The 17,588-nt window shown below is 72.2% G+C and carries 15 protein-coding genes; 6 read left to right on the top strand and 9 right to left on the bottom strand.

Features of this window, described 5'->3' with window-relative positions:
- Positions 1-15: 15 nt before the first annotated feature.
- The gene (locus tag OHA19_RS29390) at positions 16-936 is read left to right on the top strand and encodes a hypothetical protein (RefSeq protein WP_405711829.1); all 921 of its coding nucleotides are present in this window, start codon (positions 16-18) and stop codon (positions 934-936) included.
- Positions 937-997: 61 nt separating this feature from the next.
- Here OHA19_RS29390 and OHA19_RS29395 read toward each other — a convergent pair whose 3' ends face one another.
- The 5 genes from OHA19_RS29395 to OHA19_RS29415 form a co-directional block, all read right to left on the bottom strand.
- Entirely contained in the window at positions 998-2,533 is a 1,536-nt protein-coding gene (locus tag OHA19_RS29395) for a phytoene desaturase family protein (RefSeq protein WP_405752207.1), read from the bottom strand.
- A 30-nt stretch (positions 2,534-2,563) separates the two neighbouring features.
- Positions 2,564-3,181: a DUF4126 domain-containing protein gene (locus OHA19_RS29400; RefSeq protein WP_405711826.1), complete on the bottom strand. Its 618-nt coding sequence runs from the start codon at positions 3,179-3,181 to the stop codon at positions 2,564-2,566.
- 395 nt (positions 3,182-3,576) lie between these two features.
- On the bottom strand, positions 3,577-4,188 hold the full coding sequence (locus tag OHA19_RS29405) for a TetR/AcrR family transcriptional regulator (protein WP_266420416.1): 612 nt from the start codon (positions 4,186-4,188) through the stop codon (positions 3,577-3,579).
- 29 nt (positions 4,189-4,217) lie between these two features.
- Positions 4,218-6,305, bottom strand: coding sequence for a YhgE/Pip family protein (locus OHA19_RS29410; protein WP_405711825.1), 2,088 nt, complete (start codon positions 6,303-6,305; stop codon positions 4,218-4,220).
- Positions 6,277-7,065 carry an ATP-binding cassette domain-containing protein gene (locus tag OHA19_RS29415; protein ID WP_405711823.1) on the bottom strand — a complete coding sequence of 263 codons (789 nt, stop codon included), beginning with the start codon at positions 7,063-7,065 and terminating at the stop codon, positions 6,277-6,279. The genes OHA19_RS29410 and OHA19_RS29415 overlap by 29 nt, the downstream gene beginning before the upstream one ends.
- A 168-nt stretch (positions 7,066-7,233) precedes the next feature.
- On the opposite strand from OHA19_RS29415, the gene OHA19_RS29420 reads away from it, so the two are divergent.
- The 3 genes from OHA19_RS29420 (at position 7,234) to OHA19_RS29430 (ending at position 9,306) form a co-directional block, all read left to right on the top strand.
- A complete protein-coding gene (locus OHA19_RS29420) occupies positions 7,234-7,761 on the top strand; it encodes an SAV_6107 family HEPN domain-containing protein (RefSeq protein WP_405711821.1) in 528 nt (175 codons plus the stop codon).
- Between the two features lie 102 nt (positions 7,762-7,863).
- A complete protein-coding gene (locus tag OHA19_RS29425) occupies positions 7,864-8,622 on the top strand; it encodes a class I SAM-dependent methyltransferase (protein ID WP_405711819.1) in 759 nt (252 codons plus the stop codon).
- A 291-nt stretch (positions 8,623-8,913) separates the two neighbouring features.
- Positions 8,914-9,306 (top strand): DUF3040 domain-containing protein, encoded by a 393-nt coding sequence (locus OHA19_RS29430; protein WP_405711817.1) that lies wholly within the window; start codon positions 8,914-8,916, stop codon positions 9,304-9,306.
- A gap of 561 nt (positions 9,307-9,867) precedes the next feature.
- Here the strand turns inward: OHA19_RS29430 and OHA19_RS29435 are convergent.
- The 4 genes from OHA19_RS29435 to OHA19_RS29450 form a co-directional block, all read right to left on the bottom strand.
- On the bottom strand, positions 9,868-12,378 hold the full coding sequence (locus OHA19_RS29435; protein WP_405711813.1) for a DUF3488 and DUF4129 domain-containing transglutaminase family protein: 2,511 nt from the start codon (positions 12,376-12,378) through the stop codon (positions 9,868-9,870).
- Positions 12,375-13,751 (bottom strand): DUF58 domain-containing protein, encoded by a 1,377-nt coding sequence (locus tag OHA19_RS29440; RefSeq protein ID WP_405711811.1) that lies wholly within the window; start codon positions 13,749-13,751, stop codon positions 12,375-12,377. Before OHA19_RS29440 ends, OHA19_RS29435 begins: the two co-directional genes overlap by 4 nt.
- On the bottom strand, positions 13,751-14,797 hold the full coding sequence (locus OHA19_RS29445) for an AAA family ATPase (RefSeq protein WP_405711809.1): 1,047 nt from the start codon (positions 14,795-14,797) through the stop codon (positions 13,751-13,753). The genes OHA19_RS29440 and OHA19_RS29445 overlap by 1 nt, the downstream gene beginning before the upstream one ends.
- A gap of 242 nt (positions 14,798-15,039) precedes the next feature.
- Entirely contained in the window at positions 15,040-15,603 is a 564-nt protein-coding gene (locus OHA19_RS29450) for a beta-class carbonic anhydrase (RefSeq protein WP_405711808.1), read from the bottom strand.
- Positions 15,604-15,983: 380 nt separating this feature from the next.
- On the opposite strand from OHA19_RS29450, the gene rsmH reads away from it, so the two are divergent.
- A complete protein-coding gene (gene rsmH, locus OHA19_RS29455; protein ID WP_405711806.1) occupies positions 15,984-16,949 on the top strand; it encodes a 16S rRNA (cytosine(1402)-N(4))-methyltransferase RsmH in 966 nt (321 codons plus the stop codon).
- 49 nt (positions 16,950-16,998) lie between these two features.
- A complete protein-coding gene (locus OHA19_RS29460; protein ID WP_405711804.1) occupies positions 16,999-17,586 on the top strand; it encodes a septum formation initiator family protein in 588 nt (195 codons plus the stop codon).
- Positions 17,587-17,588 lie beyond the last annotated feature (2 nt).

Consider the following 17,588-nt stretch of genomic DNA (forward strand, 5'->3'; position numbering starts at 1 on the left):
TAGGAGGGGGCGGGCATGGGCTGGACAGTCCTCTACATCGCGTTCGGAATCGTCGCGCTGTGGCTGCTCGGCGAGGTGCTCCTGCAGTACAAGGCGCGCCTTCGATGGCGGCTGCTCGCCTTCGCGGGCTTCGGCATCGTGGTCGTCGGCGTGCTGATGCCGTCGGTGTTCGTCATCGTCCTCGGCACGATCGCCTTCGCGACCGGTCAGACGTACGTCACGCTCTCCTTCCGGCGCGGCTTCTCCACCGGCTGGGCCATAGGAGGCAGCCCGGGCGAGAGCCGTCGTCGCCGCGGCGGCGGTGACCGGGAGGGCCGCGGGCCCACCCTCCAGGTGTCGGACCTGGAGATGGCGTACGACGAGGGGGCTCCGCAGCCCGCGGCCCCCGGAACCCCGGCCGCCGCGGTCTACGAACCCGAGCCGATGCCGGACGACACCGGGCAGTACGGCGTCTACTCCGACCAGCACCGGTCCCAGCAGGAGCAGGGCCGGCAGGACCAGCCCCAGCAGCAGCCCCAGTACGCCGCCTACGACCCGTACGCCGACCCCTCCGCGTACGCGGCGCCGGGCCAGGACGCCTACGCCGGTCAGGACCCGCTCGCCGGGCAGTACGACTACGGCACCGAACGGCAGCAGTACGCCGCCTACTCCGACCCGTACATCGGGACCGGCACCACCGGCGGCTCTCCGCAGTACGACGCGTACGACAGCTACGGCAACGGCTACGACAGCTTCGGCGGCCGGCAGGACCACACCGCCGACCCGTACGCCCAGCAGTACGCCTCCGACACTCCGCCGGGCGGTGTCTGGGTCCCGCAGCAGCGCGAGGGCGAGCAGTACCCGGTCGCACCGCCGGAACCGCCCGCACAGCCCGCCCCGTACCCGAACGGCTACAACAACGGCAACGGCTACGACGAGCAGCAGTACCGCTACTGACGGCGGGCAGGCCGCCCGGGGCCACCGGTCCGCGGCCGGGCCCGGCGGACGGCTCCCCGGGTCACTGCGAGCCGCGGAAGCCGTCGCCCTCCACGATCAGCCCGGCCACCAGTGCACCGGACATGCCCGCGTGCGCGAGCCCGCCGCCCGGATGCGACCAGCCGCCCGCGGCGTAGAGCCCCGGCAGCCGGGTGCGATTGCCCGGGTGCAGATACGCGCCGCCAGCTCCGGCCAGCGCGGGTGCGGGCACCGAGCCGCCCTCGGCGCCGGTGTCGGCGGCCGTCTCGGCCGGTGTCCGCACCTCGGCCCGGAGCAGCCGCTCCCGTATCCCCGGCACGGCCGCGCCCGCCGCCTCGATCAGTGAATCGGCGCACCGCTCGCGCACCGCCGGGTTTGTCCAGTCCACCGCCCCGTGCGGGGCGACCGTCGCCATCAGCGTCACCGCTTCGTGGCCGTCGTCGGGGCGGGTCGACGGGTCGTCGGGGCGCAGCACCGTCACGGTGGGACGCTCGGCGAGCCGGCCGCCGAACACCGCCTCGCGCTCCGCCGCACCGTCCGCCGCATGGACCACCGTCCGGTGCACGGCGTCCGAGGGCCGGGCGCCGCGCAACGAGAGCAGAACCATGAACCGGCCCGGAACCGCCCCCTGCCCCGGCCGCGCCGTCACATCGCCGTCCTGCCGAAGCTCCTGACCGGGCACCAGCCCCGGCCGGGGCCGGGCCCCCAGCACCACATGGCCGGCCTCCGCGACCGTCCCGTCCACGAGCTCCGCGACCGTCCCGTCCACGAGCTCCACGCCCGCCGCCCGGCCGTCCTTCTCGACGACCCGGGCCACCTCGGCGCCGAAGACGAACTCCACCTTCCGGGCCAGACACCGCTCGTACACCGCCTGCGCCAGCGCCCGCATCCCACCCGAGACGTACCAGCTGCCGAACGTCTCCTCCATGTACGGCAGCAGGGCGGCCGCAGCCGGGGCGCGCATCGGGTCGAGCCCGTACGACAGGGCGTATCCGTCGAGCAGCGCGGCCAGCCGGGGGTCCGCCAGCTCCCATGCGCCGACCTCCGCGACCGTGCCCGCCTGCCGGGCGGAGCGCAGCAGGCGGCGCTGCCGGAGCGCCGGATACGGATCACGGCCGAGCACCTGCCGGTCGGCGCGCAAGGGTTCCTCCAGGAGCGGGCGCCGGGACCTGTCCCAGGCATCGCGCGCCCGGTCCATGAACTCGCCCCAGGTCGCGCCCGCACCGCCGCCGAGCGCGCCGTCCAGCGCGGAGACGACCCCGGCCCGTGAGGCGTTCGGCAGCGAGACCGCCGTGCCGTCGGCGAACAGATGACGGCTCGCCGGATCGACCTGGGTCATGGTGACGCACCGCTCCAGCGGCTCCTTGCCGGTCTTCACGAACAAGTCGCGGTAGACGGCGGGCAGATGCAGCAGCGCCGGACCGGTGTCGAAGACGAAGCCCTCATGGGCATACCGGCCGACCGAGCCGCCGAAGGTCTGCGACCGCTCGTACACCGTCACCCGGTGGCCTGCCACGGCGAGCCGGGCGGCCGCCGCCATCGCGCCCATCCCAGCGCCGATCACCGCAATACGTGCCATGTCAGTGACCTTAACGGCCACCACCGACAGTCACCCCGGTGGCTGGTGCGAACTCGCTCCGGCCAGGCGTTTCTCCTCCCGCCGCTGGGCCCTGCGGCGCAGGTACCGGCGGATTCTGGAAGCGAGGAAGGCCACTATGACGATGCCCAGCAGCAACAGCGTCCCCGCGATGACCGCGGCCGCCACCGGATGGAATATCGCGAAGGTGACGATCCCTGCGACGCCCAGGTCCTCGGCGATGCTGACGACGATATTGCTGAACGGCTCGGGGGAGGAGTTGACCGCCATCCTGGTGCCCGCCTTCACCAGATGGCTCATCAGCGCGGTGGAACCGCCGACCGCCGCCGCCGCGAGCTCCGGCAGCGAACCGCTCTCGCCGGCCAGCAGCGCGGCCACGACGGCGCCGGCGAGGGGCCTGACGACGGTGTGCACCGAGTCCCAGACCGTGTCCACGTACGGGATCTTGTCCGTCACCACCTCGCACAGGAAGAGCACGCCGGCCACCACGAGGACATCGGTGCGTTGCAGCGATGCGGGCACCTCGTCGCTCAGACCGGTCGCGCCGAAGACGCCGAGCAGCAGGACCACCGCGTAGGAGTTGATCCCGCTCGCCCAGCCGCTTGTGAATACCAGAGGAAGTACGGACACGGACGCGATCGTAACCAGATGGCGTAACGCCGGGGAGGGGTTCGGTGCGCAGACCTGAGTACCCGTAACTAGACGAGGAGATGAGTAGGTGTGCGGATGGGCTCCCACCTGCGCGGACGGGAGAGTGGAAGCACGGAGAGGGGCGCGGCTCCCGCACCGCCGACACGGGGCGGCGGAACGGTCGCGGCGCTCCCTCCGGCACGAGGGAAAACGGGGGAAGCACGGGGGAGTACGACGGAGAGCCCGGGACCACGGGGGAACGCGATCACGGGGGAAGGCTCTCCGGCAGCACGGAAGACGCCGGTCCGGCGGAGGCTCGGGGGGATCGAGCCTCGCCGGACCGGCGTCTTCCGTATTGCCGAGCGCCCGCACCGCCAAGCGTCCGGCCGGGCCGGTCAGCGCCCGCTGACCCGTCCGTGCAGGAGCAGGGACAGCGCCGAGTGCACATCGTCGATCGAGCGCTCCGGCTGGAACGCCTGCCAGTCCAGGGCCGCCACCAGCACCATGCCGACCAGCGCGGCAGCCGTCAGCGGGATGTCGATCTCCTCGCTCAGCTCACCGTTGCCCACACCCTCGCGCAGCACCCCCTCGACCACCGCGACGGCCTCCTGACGTACCACCAGGAGGGTGCCCTGCCAGGCCCGGTTGGTGCGCCACAGCTCCGCGACGTACAGCTGGGTGAAGGCGGGATAGCGGTCGATGAAGACCAGGCCGGCCCGGATCATCGCGTCCAGGGCCTCGACCCGGGTGCCGCCGCGCTCCTCGGTCTCCTCGGCCGCGGAGCGCAGCGAGGCCGTCAGCAGTCCGACGCCGTGACGCAGCAGCTCCTCGAAGAGCTCGGTCTTGCTCTTGAAGTTGTAGTAGACCGTGCCCTTGGCGACTCCGGCACGCTCGGCGATCTCGTCCACCGTGGTCGCCGAGAAGCCCTTCTCGGCGATGAGGGTCACGGCCGCCTCGTAGAGCTTCTGCCGGGTGGCCCGGCGCCGGGTGGTGCTGCTGCTTTCCATGCCCCCGATTCTCACAGGTTCCGGAGTGCTCACAGGCTCAGCTCCGGATGGAGCCGGTCCAGGGTCCACACCTGCTTGCGGCGCGCGGCGACCGCGGTCAGGGCGAGCGCCCCCGCCGTGAAGGCCAGCAACACCGCGCTGCCCTGCCAGACCGGGCCCAGGCCGCCGCCCGTGATCAGCCGGCGCAGCCCCTCGACGATGTAACTCATCGGCAGGTAGGGGTGGATCGCGTTGAAGAACCCGGGGCTGGTCTGGACGGGATACGTGCCCCCGGCCGAGGTCAGCTGGAGCATCAGCACCGCCAGTACGAGAATCCGTCCCGCGGCTCCGAACCGGGCGTTCAGCCACTGCACGATCGCCGCGAAGCAGCAGGTCACCAGTGCCAGGAAGCCGACCGTTCCGGCGGCGCGGGTCATCTGCAGACCGAGCCCCCAGTGCAGTACGGACATCAGGGCCGCCACCTGGAGCAGACCGATCGCGGCCACCGGCAGCCAGCCCGCGAACGCGATCCGCCAGGCGGAGGCCCCGGCGGCGAGCGCGCGCCGGTTGAGCGGCTGGATCAGCATGTAGGCCACCATCGCGCCGACCCAGAGGGAGAGCGGGATGAAGTACGGCGCGAAGCCGGTGCCGTAGTTGGGGGCCGCGTGCAGCGACTGGGAGGCCAACTGCACCGGGTCGGCCATGACCCCGGTACGGGCGTCGCGGTCCTTCTTGTCGTAGTCGGGGATCTTGCCGACGCCGTCGTTGAGCCCCTCGGCGAGAGTGGTCGAGCCGTCGCCCAGCCGGATCAGCCCGCTGTCCAGGTTCGTCGCGCCCTTCTTGAGGTCGCTCACGCCGGAGTCCAGATCGGCGGAGCCGGTCCTGGCCGTGGCCAGGCCGGTGTGCAGGTCGTCGGCTCCCTTGGCGACCTTGTGGGCGCCGGTGTTGAGCGCGTTGACCTTCTTGACGGCGGACTCCAGGTCCTCGTCCAGATGCGGTGCATGCTCGGCCAGGTCATCGGCCTGCCGCTGGAGCGTGGCCAGCTGGGTGCGCAGCTTCTTCAGGTCCCCGTTCTGGTTCGTGACCAGTACGTTCACGTCGTCGGCGACCTTCGCGACATCGGCCGCCGCGGTTGTGGCGCGCTTGAGCGGCGGGCAGACATCGGGGTCGTCGGGCTGCTGGTCCACGCAGGTGGTGCGGTGGATCTCGGCCAGGTCGTCGGAGGCCGTGTGGGCGGCGGTGGCCGCGGTGGGCGCCGCCTTCACCAGCAGGTCGAGGTTTTTCAGCACGGTCTGCGAGGAATCGGAGACCAGCCGTGCGGTGTCGCCGATCGACTTGCCGTTGTCCTTCAGGAACGGGCGGACGTCGGCCGCCACCCCGTTCACCTTGTCGGCGAGCTGCTGGGTGCCGTCGGCCACCTGCCGGGAGCCGGTCTCCAGGTCACCCGCGCCCTTGTTCAGCTTGACGATCCCGCCGGCCAGCCGGCCGCTGCCGGCCTTGGCGTCCTTCAGCCCGTCCGCGAGATCCTCCGATCCCTTCTTGGCCTTGCCGATGCCGCCCTTGAGGTCGTCGGCTCCCTTGGCGGCCTTCGCCGTCGCGTCGTGGAGGTCGGAGAAATTGATGAAGATCCGGTCGTAGAAGCCGCGCGAGGCGTTGGTCGACGCGGCGGTGCGCACCTCGGAGAAGACCGTCCGGGAGATCTGCCCGACGATGTAGTTGTTGGCGTCGTTGGTCCGCACCTGGAGAGCGCCGGTCTCGGGGGAGTCGCCCGAACTGGACGCGATCCGCTTGCTGAAGTCCGACGGCATGGTGAGCGAGAGGTAGTACGTACCCTCCTCGACGCCCTTGTCGGCCTCGGCGGAGCTCACCTCGTGCCAGTCGAAGACCTTGGAGTCGAGGAGCTTGCCGGTGATCTCGTCCCCGGCCGCGATGCGCTTGCCGGCGGCGGTGGCGCCCTTGTCGTTGTTGACCAGTGCGACGGGGATCTTGTCGAGGCGGCCGTACGGGTCCCAGAAGGACCACAGATACAGCGCGCCGTAGAGCAGCGGCAGGAGCAGCAGTGCGACGAGTGCGGCGCGCGGCAGCTTTCCCCTGCCGAAGCGCTTGAGCTCAAGCGCGGCCAGTCTCGGCGAACGCATCGGCCGTTCCTTCCTCGGTCGTGTCTTCCCCGGTGGTGTCTGCCCCGGTCGTGTTTTCCTCGGCAGCGGCGTCCGTGCGCAGGGTGATCGCGTCCTCGGGGGCCTGGCTGCAGACGGCGAGAACGGTCGTGCCGCCTGCCGCGACGGACCGCAGCAGCTCCCAGGCCTCGGTGCGTTCGGCGTCGGAGAGCTTGAGATCGGTGTCGTCCACCGCCAGCAGCCGTGGGCCGCCGATCAGTGCGAGGGCGATGGAGAGTCGCAGTGCCTCCAGCCGCTCCAGGTCCCGTACGGAGGTCCGCTCGGCCTTCGGCAGGGCGGCCGGGTCGAATCCGGCGGCATCCAGTGCCGCGTCGATCCGCCCCTGGGCCGCGGCGATCCGCTCGGCACGCGGGCGCAGCAGGGCGCGCAGCGAACCGTCGTAGCGGCGCTGGAGCAGGGCCCGCTCGCGCAGGTGCTCGGCGACGGTGAAGGCCGGGTCGAGCTCGCTGACCCCGGGGACGGGGCCCAGTGCGGCGATGCGGCGTACGGCGGCCATCTTGCGCGGCAGCCGCAGCCCGCCGATCTTCGCGTGGCCCTCGGTGGGGCGCATCCGGCCGGTGAGAGCGAGCAGCAGACAGGTGCGGCCCGAGCCGGAGGGGCCCTCGATCGCCACCAGTGAGCCGGGCCCGGCATCGATCGCCATGCCCCGGAAGGCCCAGCCGCGCGGCCCCTTGAGGCCGAAATCCTCGGCGGTGACGGATGCCCCGTGCGGGCTGTCCACAGACCCTCCCCCTGTTTTGAACTGACTGGTCAGTTCAAAAATGTAGCCCGAACTTGCGAACGAAGCAAAAGCGCAGGTCGGAGAGGGTTCGAGGTCGATTGTCAGTGGTGCCCCTCACGATGGATACATACGGCCACGGAGCCGTTACACGAGACAGGAGGTTTCGTCATGGCCCACTCGTCCGCAGCAGCCGCACCCCGGCGCCGCGCAGACGGCCCTGCCCCCTCACTGACCGGCCCGGCAAGCGATGTCCACCCCGTTCTGCGCCGCACCACGGCGCCGCCCGCCGCCCTCGATCTGCTCGCCAAGGCCCGCTCCGGCCTCGACGAGGCCGCCGTTCTCGATGTGCCGAACGAGCGGTATGCCACCGCCCACCTCGCGGCGCTGCGCACCGCGGCCGCGGTGCTCGCCGCCCGGGCCCGCCCTGTGACGTCCGGACGGCGCCGGGAGCGCATCCGAAGCGCCTGGGAGATCCTGCCCGAAATAGCTCCCGAGCTGACCGAGTGGAGCGCGCTGTTCGCCTCCGGTGCCCGCCGCCGGGCACGCGCGGAAGCCGGTATACCGGGTGCCGCCAGCCGACGGGACGCCGACGACCTGCTGCGCGACGCGGCGATGTTCCTGCGTCTGGTCGAGCGGCTGCTGGTACTCCAGCCGGTGCTCCCGCAGGCCAGGAGGGAGCGGCCCGACGCAGGATGACGGCAGCGGCGGTGTGAGGCAATAGGGTGGGCATCGCTCGTACCACCTGCACTGTTCACGCTCCGCCGTCACAGGCGGCACCGTGCCGAGGAGTCATCTGCCGTGTCGGACCCGCTGCGCCCCCGCGCCTCCCTCCGTACCGCCGTGGTCTGGGAGGTCCTCAAGGACGCCCTCGACCGCCGGGTGAAGGCGACCGGCAGGGACGCCCTGGATGTCCTGGACACCGGCGGCGGCACCGGCAACTTCGCGGTGCCGGTCGCCCGCCTCGGCCACCGCGTCACGGTCGTCGACCCCAGCCCCAACGCGCTCTTCGCGCTGGAGCGCCGCGCGGCCGAGGCCGGGGTCGCCGACCGGGTCCGCGGCGTCCAGGGCGACATCCACGGCCTGTTCGAGGTGGTCGAGCGCGGTGGGTACGACGCGGTGCTGTGCCACGGCGTCCTGGAGTACGTGGACGACCCGGCCGAAGGCGTACGCAATGCCGTGGCGGCGCTCCGGCCGTCCGGTGCGCTCAGCCTGCTCGCCGCAGGGCTCGGCGGGGCCGTCCTGGCCCGGGCGCTCGCCGGTCACTTCACCGAGGCCCGGCAGGCGCTCGGCGACCCGGCGGGCCGCTGGGGCGAAGGCGACCCGGTGCCTCGGCGCTACACCGCGGAGCAGCTCACGGAGCTGGTCTCCGCCGCCGACGTCGAGGTCGGCGCGGTCCACGGCGTACGGATCTTCGCGGACCTCGTGCCGGGCGTCCTGGTGGACACCGAGCCCGGTGCCGTGGAGGCGCTGCTCAAGCTGGAGTCCGCCGCCGCCGAGCTGCCCGCCTTCCACTCGGTCGCGACGCAGCTGCACGTTCTGGGCACCAAGCGCGCCTGAGTGCGGTCCGGTCCGGTGGTAGCTCGGCCGTAGCGCGGCTGATCAGCAACGCAGCGGCAGACGGAGTACACACCAGGCCCCCCGATCGGGGGCTTCGCCCCGTATGATCGGGGGACACCATCCGGCATGACGGATCGGAGGTTGGGGAATCAACGCCTCAGCAGCTGAGCCGTCGTGGCGGCCCGGACTGGCTGATGGGCAAGAAGGCGGGTTTCACGGGGGCGATTCCCTGCCTATCCTGGAAGGGCCGCATACCGGCCGCCCCCCGCGGCCGACGACGAGGAGGACTCCGTGCCGCTCTCGGAGCACGAGCAGCGAATGCTCGAGCAAATGGAGCGAGCGCTGTACGCCGAAGATCCCAAGTTCGCGACAGCGCTCGAGGGAAGCGGGCTGCGTACGTACACCCGGCGACGGGTCTACCAGGCGGTCGCAGGCTTCCTGGTGGGTATCGCGCTCCTCATGGCCGGAATGGTCGCCCAGCAGATCTGGATCAGCGTGGTGGGTTTCCTCGTCATGCTGGGCTGCGCGGTCCTTGCGGTCACTGGTTGGCGCAAGGCGCCCAAACCGGGCGAGCATCCGGCAGCCGGAGGCGCTGGCGAGCGCGGCCGGCCCAGGCAACGCCGGACCGTGATGAACCGCATCGAGCAGCGGTGGCAGCGCCGCCGCGACGAGCAGGGCCACTAGGTCCTCGGACACACTTGGGTGAGGGGCGGCCGCGTCTTCGCGGCCGCCCCTCATGTGTGCCCGGGGCCGTCGTACGTGCTGGGACCGTCACGGTCATGTGCGCCGGGACCGTCGCGTGTGCCAGGGGCGAGTGGCCGCGGAGGGACGCATCGGGCTGACCGGTCTGCGGGTGTGCCTTCGTGCGGGTGTGCCCGGGGGAGTGTGCCCCGGGAGTACCACATGCCCGATGCCGGGTGAAAGCTGCGGTGCGGCCCCGGTGCGGCTGCCGGAGTCGTCCCGCGATGGGGGACCGGTGGCGGGTCACAGGTGGCGGGCCACAGGCCGCCACGTCGCGGATCATGCGCAGGCAGCGCAGGCAGCGCAGGCAGCGCAGGCAGCGCAGGCAGCGCAGGCAGCGCAGGCAGCTCCGGCAGCTCCGGCTGCCCCCGCAGTCCCGGCTGCCCCCGGTCGCTCCGTCGCTCCGGCACCCGGCTGTCCGGTAGCCCAGGCAGTCCCGGCACCCGGCTGCCCCGGCGGCCCCCGATAGTCCCGACTGCTCTCAGCAGCCCCAGCAGCCCCCGGTCAGCCCTGCTGGCGTGATGGCCGCCGTAGCCACCCCGCCCACCGGTCGCGGTCCCACAGCGCCGTGAACCTGGCGGTGAAGGCTGCCCAGCGGTCCGAGGCCGCCCAGATCACCCGAACGGCCGAGCGTGGTGCCACGATCGCCCGGATCCGGGTGAAGCGGTCGGCGGCTGCCCGCAGACCGGCTCGTACCGTCTCCACGTCCTCGGCAAGACCGGTGCTCGCCCGGGGCTCCGGGGCGTAGAGCACCTGCTCCACCGCCCCGGCGACCCGGTGCACCGCCTCGGCCGCATCGGGTTCGAGCCGTCCCAGCCGCACCACCCGGTCCGCCGCCTTGCGCGGGGTCCGGGAGTCGTCCGGTTCGATGCCGTGGTCCCAGGCGGTGTCGGTGATCTCCTGCCAGGCCGCGAGCGTTCCGGCCGTCGCGTGCGACGGCGGGGGCGATTCGATGCCCCGGCCCCGATCGGCGCCGGCGGTGCCCTGCCCGGTCGTTGACGCCGCGGCCCGGCCGCGCACCGGCGTACGCCCGGCGGAGAGACCCAGCCTCCGCCTGCGTGCCCGCAGCCGCCAGAGCAGCGGCAACAGGGGCAGTGCGAGGAGCACCACGGCGACCAGGACCACACCGACGACGGTGCTCGCCGGTGTCCCGGAGACCGTCGGAGGTGTCACGCCCGGCGCCGCCTGGCTGCCGCACTCGCCCTGCTTGCGCATCTGCGCCGGGCAGCTGTCCGGGACGGACGGTGCGATCGAGGGAGCCGCCGAGGAGCCCTTCTCCGGCAGGGCCGGGGCTTCCGTGTCGCCCGCGGGCACATCCGGCCGGGTGTACGGCGGCGTGGTGCCCCGCGTCGGAGTCGGCTCGAAACGGGTCCACCCGACGCCCTGGAAATACAGCTCGGGCCAGGCATGAGCGTCGCGCAGCCCCACCGAGACCGAACCGTCCGACTGTTCGGTGCCGGGGGTGAAGCCCACCGCGACCCGGGCCGGAATGCCCAGCGTCCGGGCCATCGCGGCCATCGCGAAGGAGAAGTGGACGCAGAAACCCTGCTTGTCCTTCAGGAACCGGCTGATCGCCGCGCTCCCGGTGCCCGAGTTCACCGAGGTGTCGTAGGTGAAGCCGCCGTTCGAGGCGAAGTAGTCCTGCAGCTTCACCGCCCGCTCGTAATCGTTGGCGGCGCCCTTGGTCACCCTGTTCGCGGTCTCTTCGACCACCTCCGGCAGCGAACCGGGAACGCGGGTGTACTCGCGCCGCAGAGCGGCCGGCGCGGGGCCCGCCCCGGCGAGCTGCTCGGCGGTCGGTTCGACCATCAGACTGGAGACCCGGTACTGCGCACCGCGGGTGGTCTCCCCGCGGTCGCCCACGAGCGTCCGCCCCTCCGGTTCGTACCGCCAGCGCCCGCTGATCCTGACCTCGGTCGCCGGGTAGGGGAGCGGCAGATAGGTCTGCTGGTACGAGCGGGACGCGGAGATGTTCGACGTGACCTCGGTGACCGCCACGTCCGGGCCGAGGCCCTCCGGCGCCGGGAGCCGCTCGGGCACGTCCTTCAGACGGCGCGTGGAGGGCCGCCACTCGCTCCCGTTGAACTGGTCCAGGGCCAGGATCCGTAGATAGAAGTCCTGCGGGGCGCCGGAATTGGTGCGGTAGGACATCACCCGCCGGTCCTCCGGCTGGTTCAGATTGTCCTGCAACGAGACCAGGGGGTTCACCGCGGAGATCGTGCCGCCGCCCCCCTTGCCGCCCCCGCCGCCGCCCGTACCGAAAAGCATTCCGCCTTCGAGCGCCGGCAGCGCTGCCGGGACGATCAGCGAGACGCCCAGCGCCAGCGCACCGATGCGGCGCCCGGTACGGACCGGGGCCGTCGGCCGGCTGCCCGAGAGCGCCGCACCGACCGCAGGACCCCCCGGAGACCTGCTGGCCGCACCGCTGAAGACCCGCCCCCACTGGGAGAGCCGGTCCCGGCCCTCGGCCAGCAGGAGCAGCAGATAGCCACCGGCCGCCAGCAGGAACCAGAGCCAGTCCGCTCCGCCCCCGGAAAGCCCCGCGGCCACCGAGTACAGGGCGAGGAGCGGCAGGCCGGCCGGGGCCGCGCTGCGGAACGTCACCGCGAGGGCGTCCACCGCCAGGCCGACCAGCAGCACACCGCCGATCAGTATCAGCCGGATGCCGTCCGTCACGGGAGCCGGGGCGGCATACCTGCCGACGTCCTCGGCACCCGACGCCAGCAGATGCGCGAGCCGCTGGACGGCCTCCGGGCCGGGCAGCAGACCGGCCATCGCCTGCTGCCTGGCGAACACCACCGTCAGCAGGACCAGCGTGACCAGCGCCTGCGCCGCGAGGACCAGCACGCGGGGCACGGGCGCCCGGCGGACCAGAGCGCCCATCCCGCTCTGGACCGCCAGCAGGAACGCCGCCTGCAGGATCCACCCGGCCGGCTCGACCAGCGGCAGCATCGAGGCCGCCGCCATCAGCGTCGCCGCAAAGGCGCACAGCGCCAGCCGACCACGACCGCTCATGACCATCCCCCGGAGAAACCCGTCGTGCCGCCCGTGGCGGCGGACTGCGCCGCCACGCCCTGGTGCCCCGCCTGCTGCCAGTACCGGGCGAGCCCGGTCCCGGGCGAAACCGCCACGGCCGTCCACCCCGATTCCCGCAGCAGCCGCAGCCGTCGCTCGGACGCCGCTTCCGCGCCGGCGAACGGGACATCGCCCTGCACCCAGTCCGTGCTGTCCAGCACGAACGCGACGGCGCCGCCGCTGCGCTGCCGCATCCTCGCCGCCACCGCCGCCTGCTCCTCGTCCAGATCGCCGAAGAACGCGATCAGCAGCCCCTCGTTGCCGCCGCGCATCACGTCGTACGCGCGCGACAGACCGCTGCCGTCGGAGTGGTCGACCACCGCCAGGGTGTCCATCATCAGACCCGCCGAGTCGGCGGACTCCTGCGTCGATCCGGCGAAACCGCCCATGCCCTCGCCCGGCACCGCGTTCCCGTCGTCGGTCAGCAGCCGGACGGCGAAGCCGCGCTCCAGCATGTGCACCAGCGCGGACGCGGCCCCGGACACTGCCCACTCGAAGGCGGAGTCGGGCCCCGCCCCCTGGTAGGCGATGCGCCGGGTGTCCAGCAGTACCGTGCACCTGGCGCGCTGCGGCTGCTCCTCGCGGCGCACCATCAGCTCGCCGTAGCGCGCGGTCGAGCGCCAGTGGACCCGGCGCAGATCGTCGCCGTGCCGGTAGCCGCGCGGAATCACGTCGTCGTCACCGGCCAGCGCCAGCGATCGCTGCCGTCCATCGCCGTATCCCGAGGCCTCGCCGGCCAGCCGCACCGGCGGCAGCGGCTCGGTCCGCGGAATGACGACGAGGGTGTCGTACGCGCTGAACGAGCGGGTCAGCTCGCACATCCCGAACGGATCGCTCAGCCGCAGCTGCAGCGGCCCGAGCGGATAGCGCCCGCGCAGATCCGACCGCACCCGGTAGGACACTTCGCGGCGGCCGCCCGCCTCCACCCGGTCCAGCACGAACCGGGGACGCGGCCCGAGCACGTAGGGCACCCGGTCCTGAAGCATCAGCAACCCGGTGGGCATCCGTGACACGTTCTCCATCCGCAGATGGACCCGCGCCTCCGCGCCCGCCGGGACCCTGGACGGCGAGAGCCGCCGGGTGCCCGTGACCCTGTAACGGGTGCGGACGAGCACCAGCACACAGACTAGCGGCAGCGCGGCGAGCAGCAGCCCGACCCGCAGCAGATCAGCCTGCCCGAGCACATAGGCGCAGACCGCCGCGGCGATACCGGCCGCCAGAAAGGACCGCCCACGGGTGGTCAGCCCGCTCAGAGCGGCTCGCAGAGCGCCCTCACCGCCGTCGTCCATCGCGGCCGGCCCCCCGGCGGCCATCACACCCGCCGCGCGCCGGGCTGCTGCCGGCCGTACGCCGTCCGGCCCGGCTGATGCTGCGGCTGCACCTGGGTGGCGCCGCCCGCGGTCGGAACCGGTGTCTGCTGGAGGATCTCCAGCACGACCTGCTCGGCGGTACGGCGGTTGAGCTGGGCCTGTGCCGTCGGCAGCAGACGGTGCGCGAGCACCGCGACCGCCAGCGCCTGCACATCGTCCGGCAGGCAGTAGTCCCGGCCGCTCAGTGCCGCAGAGGCCTTCGCCGCGCGCAGCAGGTGCAGGGTGGCCCGCGGCGAGGCGCCGAGCCGGAGATCGGGATGGCTGCGGGTGGCCGCGACGAGCTCCACCGCGTACCGCCGCACGGCGTCGGCAACATGGACCGTCCGCACCGCGTCGATCAGCTTCACGATGTCGTGGGCGTGTGCCACCGGCTGAAGGTCGTCGAGCGGCGGGAGGCCGCCGTGCACATCGAGCATCCGCAGCTCGGCGTCCGCACTCGGATAGCCGATCGAGACCCGCGCCATGAACCGGTCGCGCTGGGCCTCGGGCAGTGGATAGGTGCCTTCCATCTCCACCGGGTTCTGGGTGGCCACCACCATGAACGGGTCGGGCAGCTCGTAACTGTGCCCGTCGACGGTGACCTGGCGCTCCTCCATGGACTCCAGCAGCGCCGACTGGGTCTTCGGCGAGGCACGGTTGATCTCGTCGCCGATCACGATCTGGGCGAAGATCGCGCCCGGTTTGAATTCGAAGTCGCGTCGCTGCTGGTCGAAGATGGACACACCGGTGATGTCCGAAGGCAGCAGGTCCGGTGTGAACTGAATGCGTCGCACCGAGCAGTCGATGGACCGTGCCAGTGCCTTGGCCAGCATCGTCTTGCCGACCCCGGGGACGTCCTCGATGAGGAGATGCCCCTCCGCCAGCAGCACGGTCAGCGAAAGCCGTACGACCTCAGGCTTGCCCTCGATCACGCTCTCCACCGACCTGCGCACCCGCTCCGCAGTCGTGGTCAGATCTGTGAGGCTCGCTCGATCGTCATAGGTCGTCACCCGGCCCTCCTCGGCCCTGCCCCACGCTCACCAGGAGCCGTGGGGTACCCCATTCACGGGCCGACGCGCGCAGCGGTCCGGCCCACCCCGAAACAGGGACACCCCCTCGGACGCGTCCGGCGGGATGTCACACGGGCATTCTTGTTGCCGTTACCGCTTCGTGTCACTCGCCTGTGGACAACTGGGGGCGAAATGCCGGTTCCGGTAGGATTTTCGGTTCCTGGGAGGCGGCGTCCGGGACGTCAGAAGGCGGGAAGGATCTCCCGCAGCAGGCCGGTGGTCACATCGAAGACGAAGCCGCGGACGTCGTCGGTGTGCAGCAGGAACGGCGAGGTGCGCACGCGCTGCATCGACTGCCGTACGTCCTGGTCGGCGTCCTTGTACGCCTCGACCGCCCAGACCGGACGCTGGCCGACCTCCACCTCCAGCTCCTGGCGGAACTCCTCGGTGATCGATTCCAGGCCGCAGTTGGTGTGGTGGATCAGTATGACGCTGCGTGTGCCGAGGGCCCGCTGGCTGATGGTCAGCGACCGGATCACGTCGTCGGTGACCACGCCGCCCGCGTTGCGGATGGTGTGGCAGTCGCCGAGTGCCAGGCCCAGTGCGTCGTGCAGGTCGAGCCGGGCGTCCATGCAGGCGACCACGGCGACGCGCAGCACCGGCTTGGCGTCCATGCCCGGGTCCTCGAATCCGGCGGCGTACCGGACGTTCGACTCGACGAGGCGATCGGTGACCGTGGCCCCGGAACGGGCCTGGTCGGCATCGGTCGCGGAAGACCGGACGGAAGAGTGTGCGGGAGTCGACATGGATATGACGTTAGCTCCCGCACCTGCTCCCGTCGTGCTGTGAGAAGGGACAAAGAACGTCAACGAGGCTTGTTGTGAGGTAACCCACAAGCCTCACAGCCGTTGCTTCGAGCGGGTGAACACGGGGCCGGGCGACGCGCTGACGGGTTGATTGATCGGGAATCGATCGAATGGCAGGGTGGACTAAAGTGACGGGAAGTTACCGACACCCTGCACATTCCGTAGATTCCCCCTGTGTGTGCGGCGTACGTACGGGCCCGGCCCTCTCCCGCTCGCGGTCGGCCGACGCCCCTTCCCCGGCGCCGGCCCACCTCCCCTTCTGAGCGGGCGGGGACCAGGCCGTACGTGCGGCCACACGGGACCTGAGCCTGAGAGGGCGCATGAGCCAGACCCGACACGTCCCGGTGATGCTCCAGCGATGCCTGGACCTGTTGGCCCCGGCTCTGGAGGCGCCGGGCCCGCAGGCTCCTGTGGTCGTCGACTGCACCCTCGGCCTCGGCGGGCACAGCGAGGCACTGCTCTCCTCCTTCCCCTCCGTACGGCTGATCGGGCTGGACCGGGACAAGGAGGCCCTGCGGCTCTCCGGTGAGCGGCTCGCCGCGTACGGAGACCGGGCCACCCTGGTGCACGCCGTGTACGACGAGCTGCCCGAGGTGCTCGACAGGCTCGGCATCCCCAAGGTCCAGGGCGTCCTGTTCGACCTCGGCGTCTCCTCCATGCAGCTGGACGAGGCCGACCGCGGATTCGCGTACGCCCAGGACGCCCCGCTCGACATGCGCATGGACCAGACGACCGGCATCGGCGCGGCCGAGGTGCTCAACACCTACCCGCCGGGCGAGCTGGTACGGATCCTGCGGGCGTACGGCGAGGAGAAGCAGGCCAAGCGGATCGTCTCCGCGATCGTGCGCGAGCGCGAGAAGGAGCCGTTCAGCAACAGCGCCCGGCTCGTCGAGCTGATCCGCGACTCGCTGCCCCAGGCGGCCAAGCGCACCGGCGGCAACCCCGCCAAGCGGACCTTCCAGGCGCTGCGCATCGAGGTCAACGGCGAGCTCAGCGTCCTGGAGCGAGCCATTCCGGCGGCCGTGCAGAGCCTCGCGGTCGGCGGCCGGATCGCCGTCCTCTCGTACCACTCGCTGGAGGACCGGCTGGTCAAGCAGGTGTTCGCGGCGGGCGCCGCCACCACGGCGCCGCCCGGCCTGCCGGTCGTCCCCGAGCGCTACCAGCCCCGGCTGAAGCTGCTGACCCGCGGCGCGGAACTGCCCACCGAGGAGGAGGTCGCCGAGAACCGTCGGGCCGCCCCCGCCCGGCTGCGCGCCGCCCAGCGGATCCGCGAGGAGGAGCGATGAGCGCCCGGCGTCCGGGAACCCGGAAACCGGTGACGTGCGGGGCGGCGCGGTGAGCAGACCGGCCGGGCAGTTGAAAGGGCGTGCCGCGCGGCTCGCCCGGCTGATGCCGTCCAGGCCCAGCAACGCGGCCCGTACGCCCTTCGTGCTGCTGGTCGTGGCGCTGCTCGGCGGCGGCCTGATCACGCTCCTGGTGCTCAACTCGGCCCTCAACGAAGGCTCGTTCAGGCTCAGCGAGCTGAAGAAGCGGACCACGGGGCTCACCGACGAGCAGCAGGCCCTCCAGCGCGACGTCGACAACTACTCCAAGCCGGACGCCCTGGAGCGGCGCGCCCGCGAGCTGGGCATGGTGCCCGGCGGCAGCCCCGCCTTCCTGAACCCGGACGGCACGGTCCGCGGCGTACCCGCCGAGACCACCGCCGAGCCCACCCCGGCGCCGAAGAACAGTGCGCCGGCGGCGCCCCCCGCCACCGCGCCCCCCGTAGCCGGCGCCCAGCCCCGGTCCACCGCCCCGGTCGCGCCCGCTCCGTCGGCAACGGCCACACCTCCTGGCGCCGCCGCGCAGCCCAGTACCTCCGCGACCCCGCCCGCCGGGACGCGTACCCCGGCAGACCAGCCCCCGACGAGCCCCGGCAGGTGACG

The organism is Streptomyces sp. NBC_00012 (assembly GCF_045040875.1).
Taxonomy (GTDB): domain Bacteria; phylum Actinomycetota; class Actinomycetes; order Streptomycetales; family Streptomycetaceae; genus Streptomyces.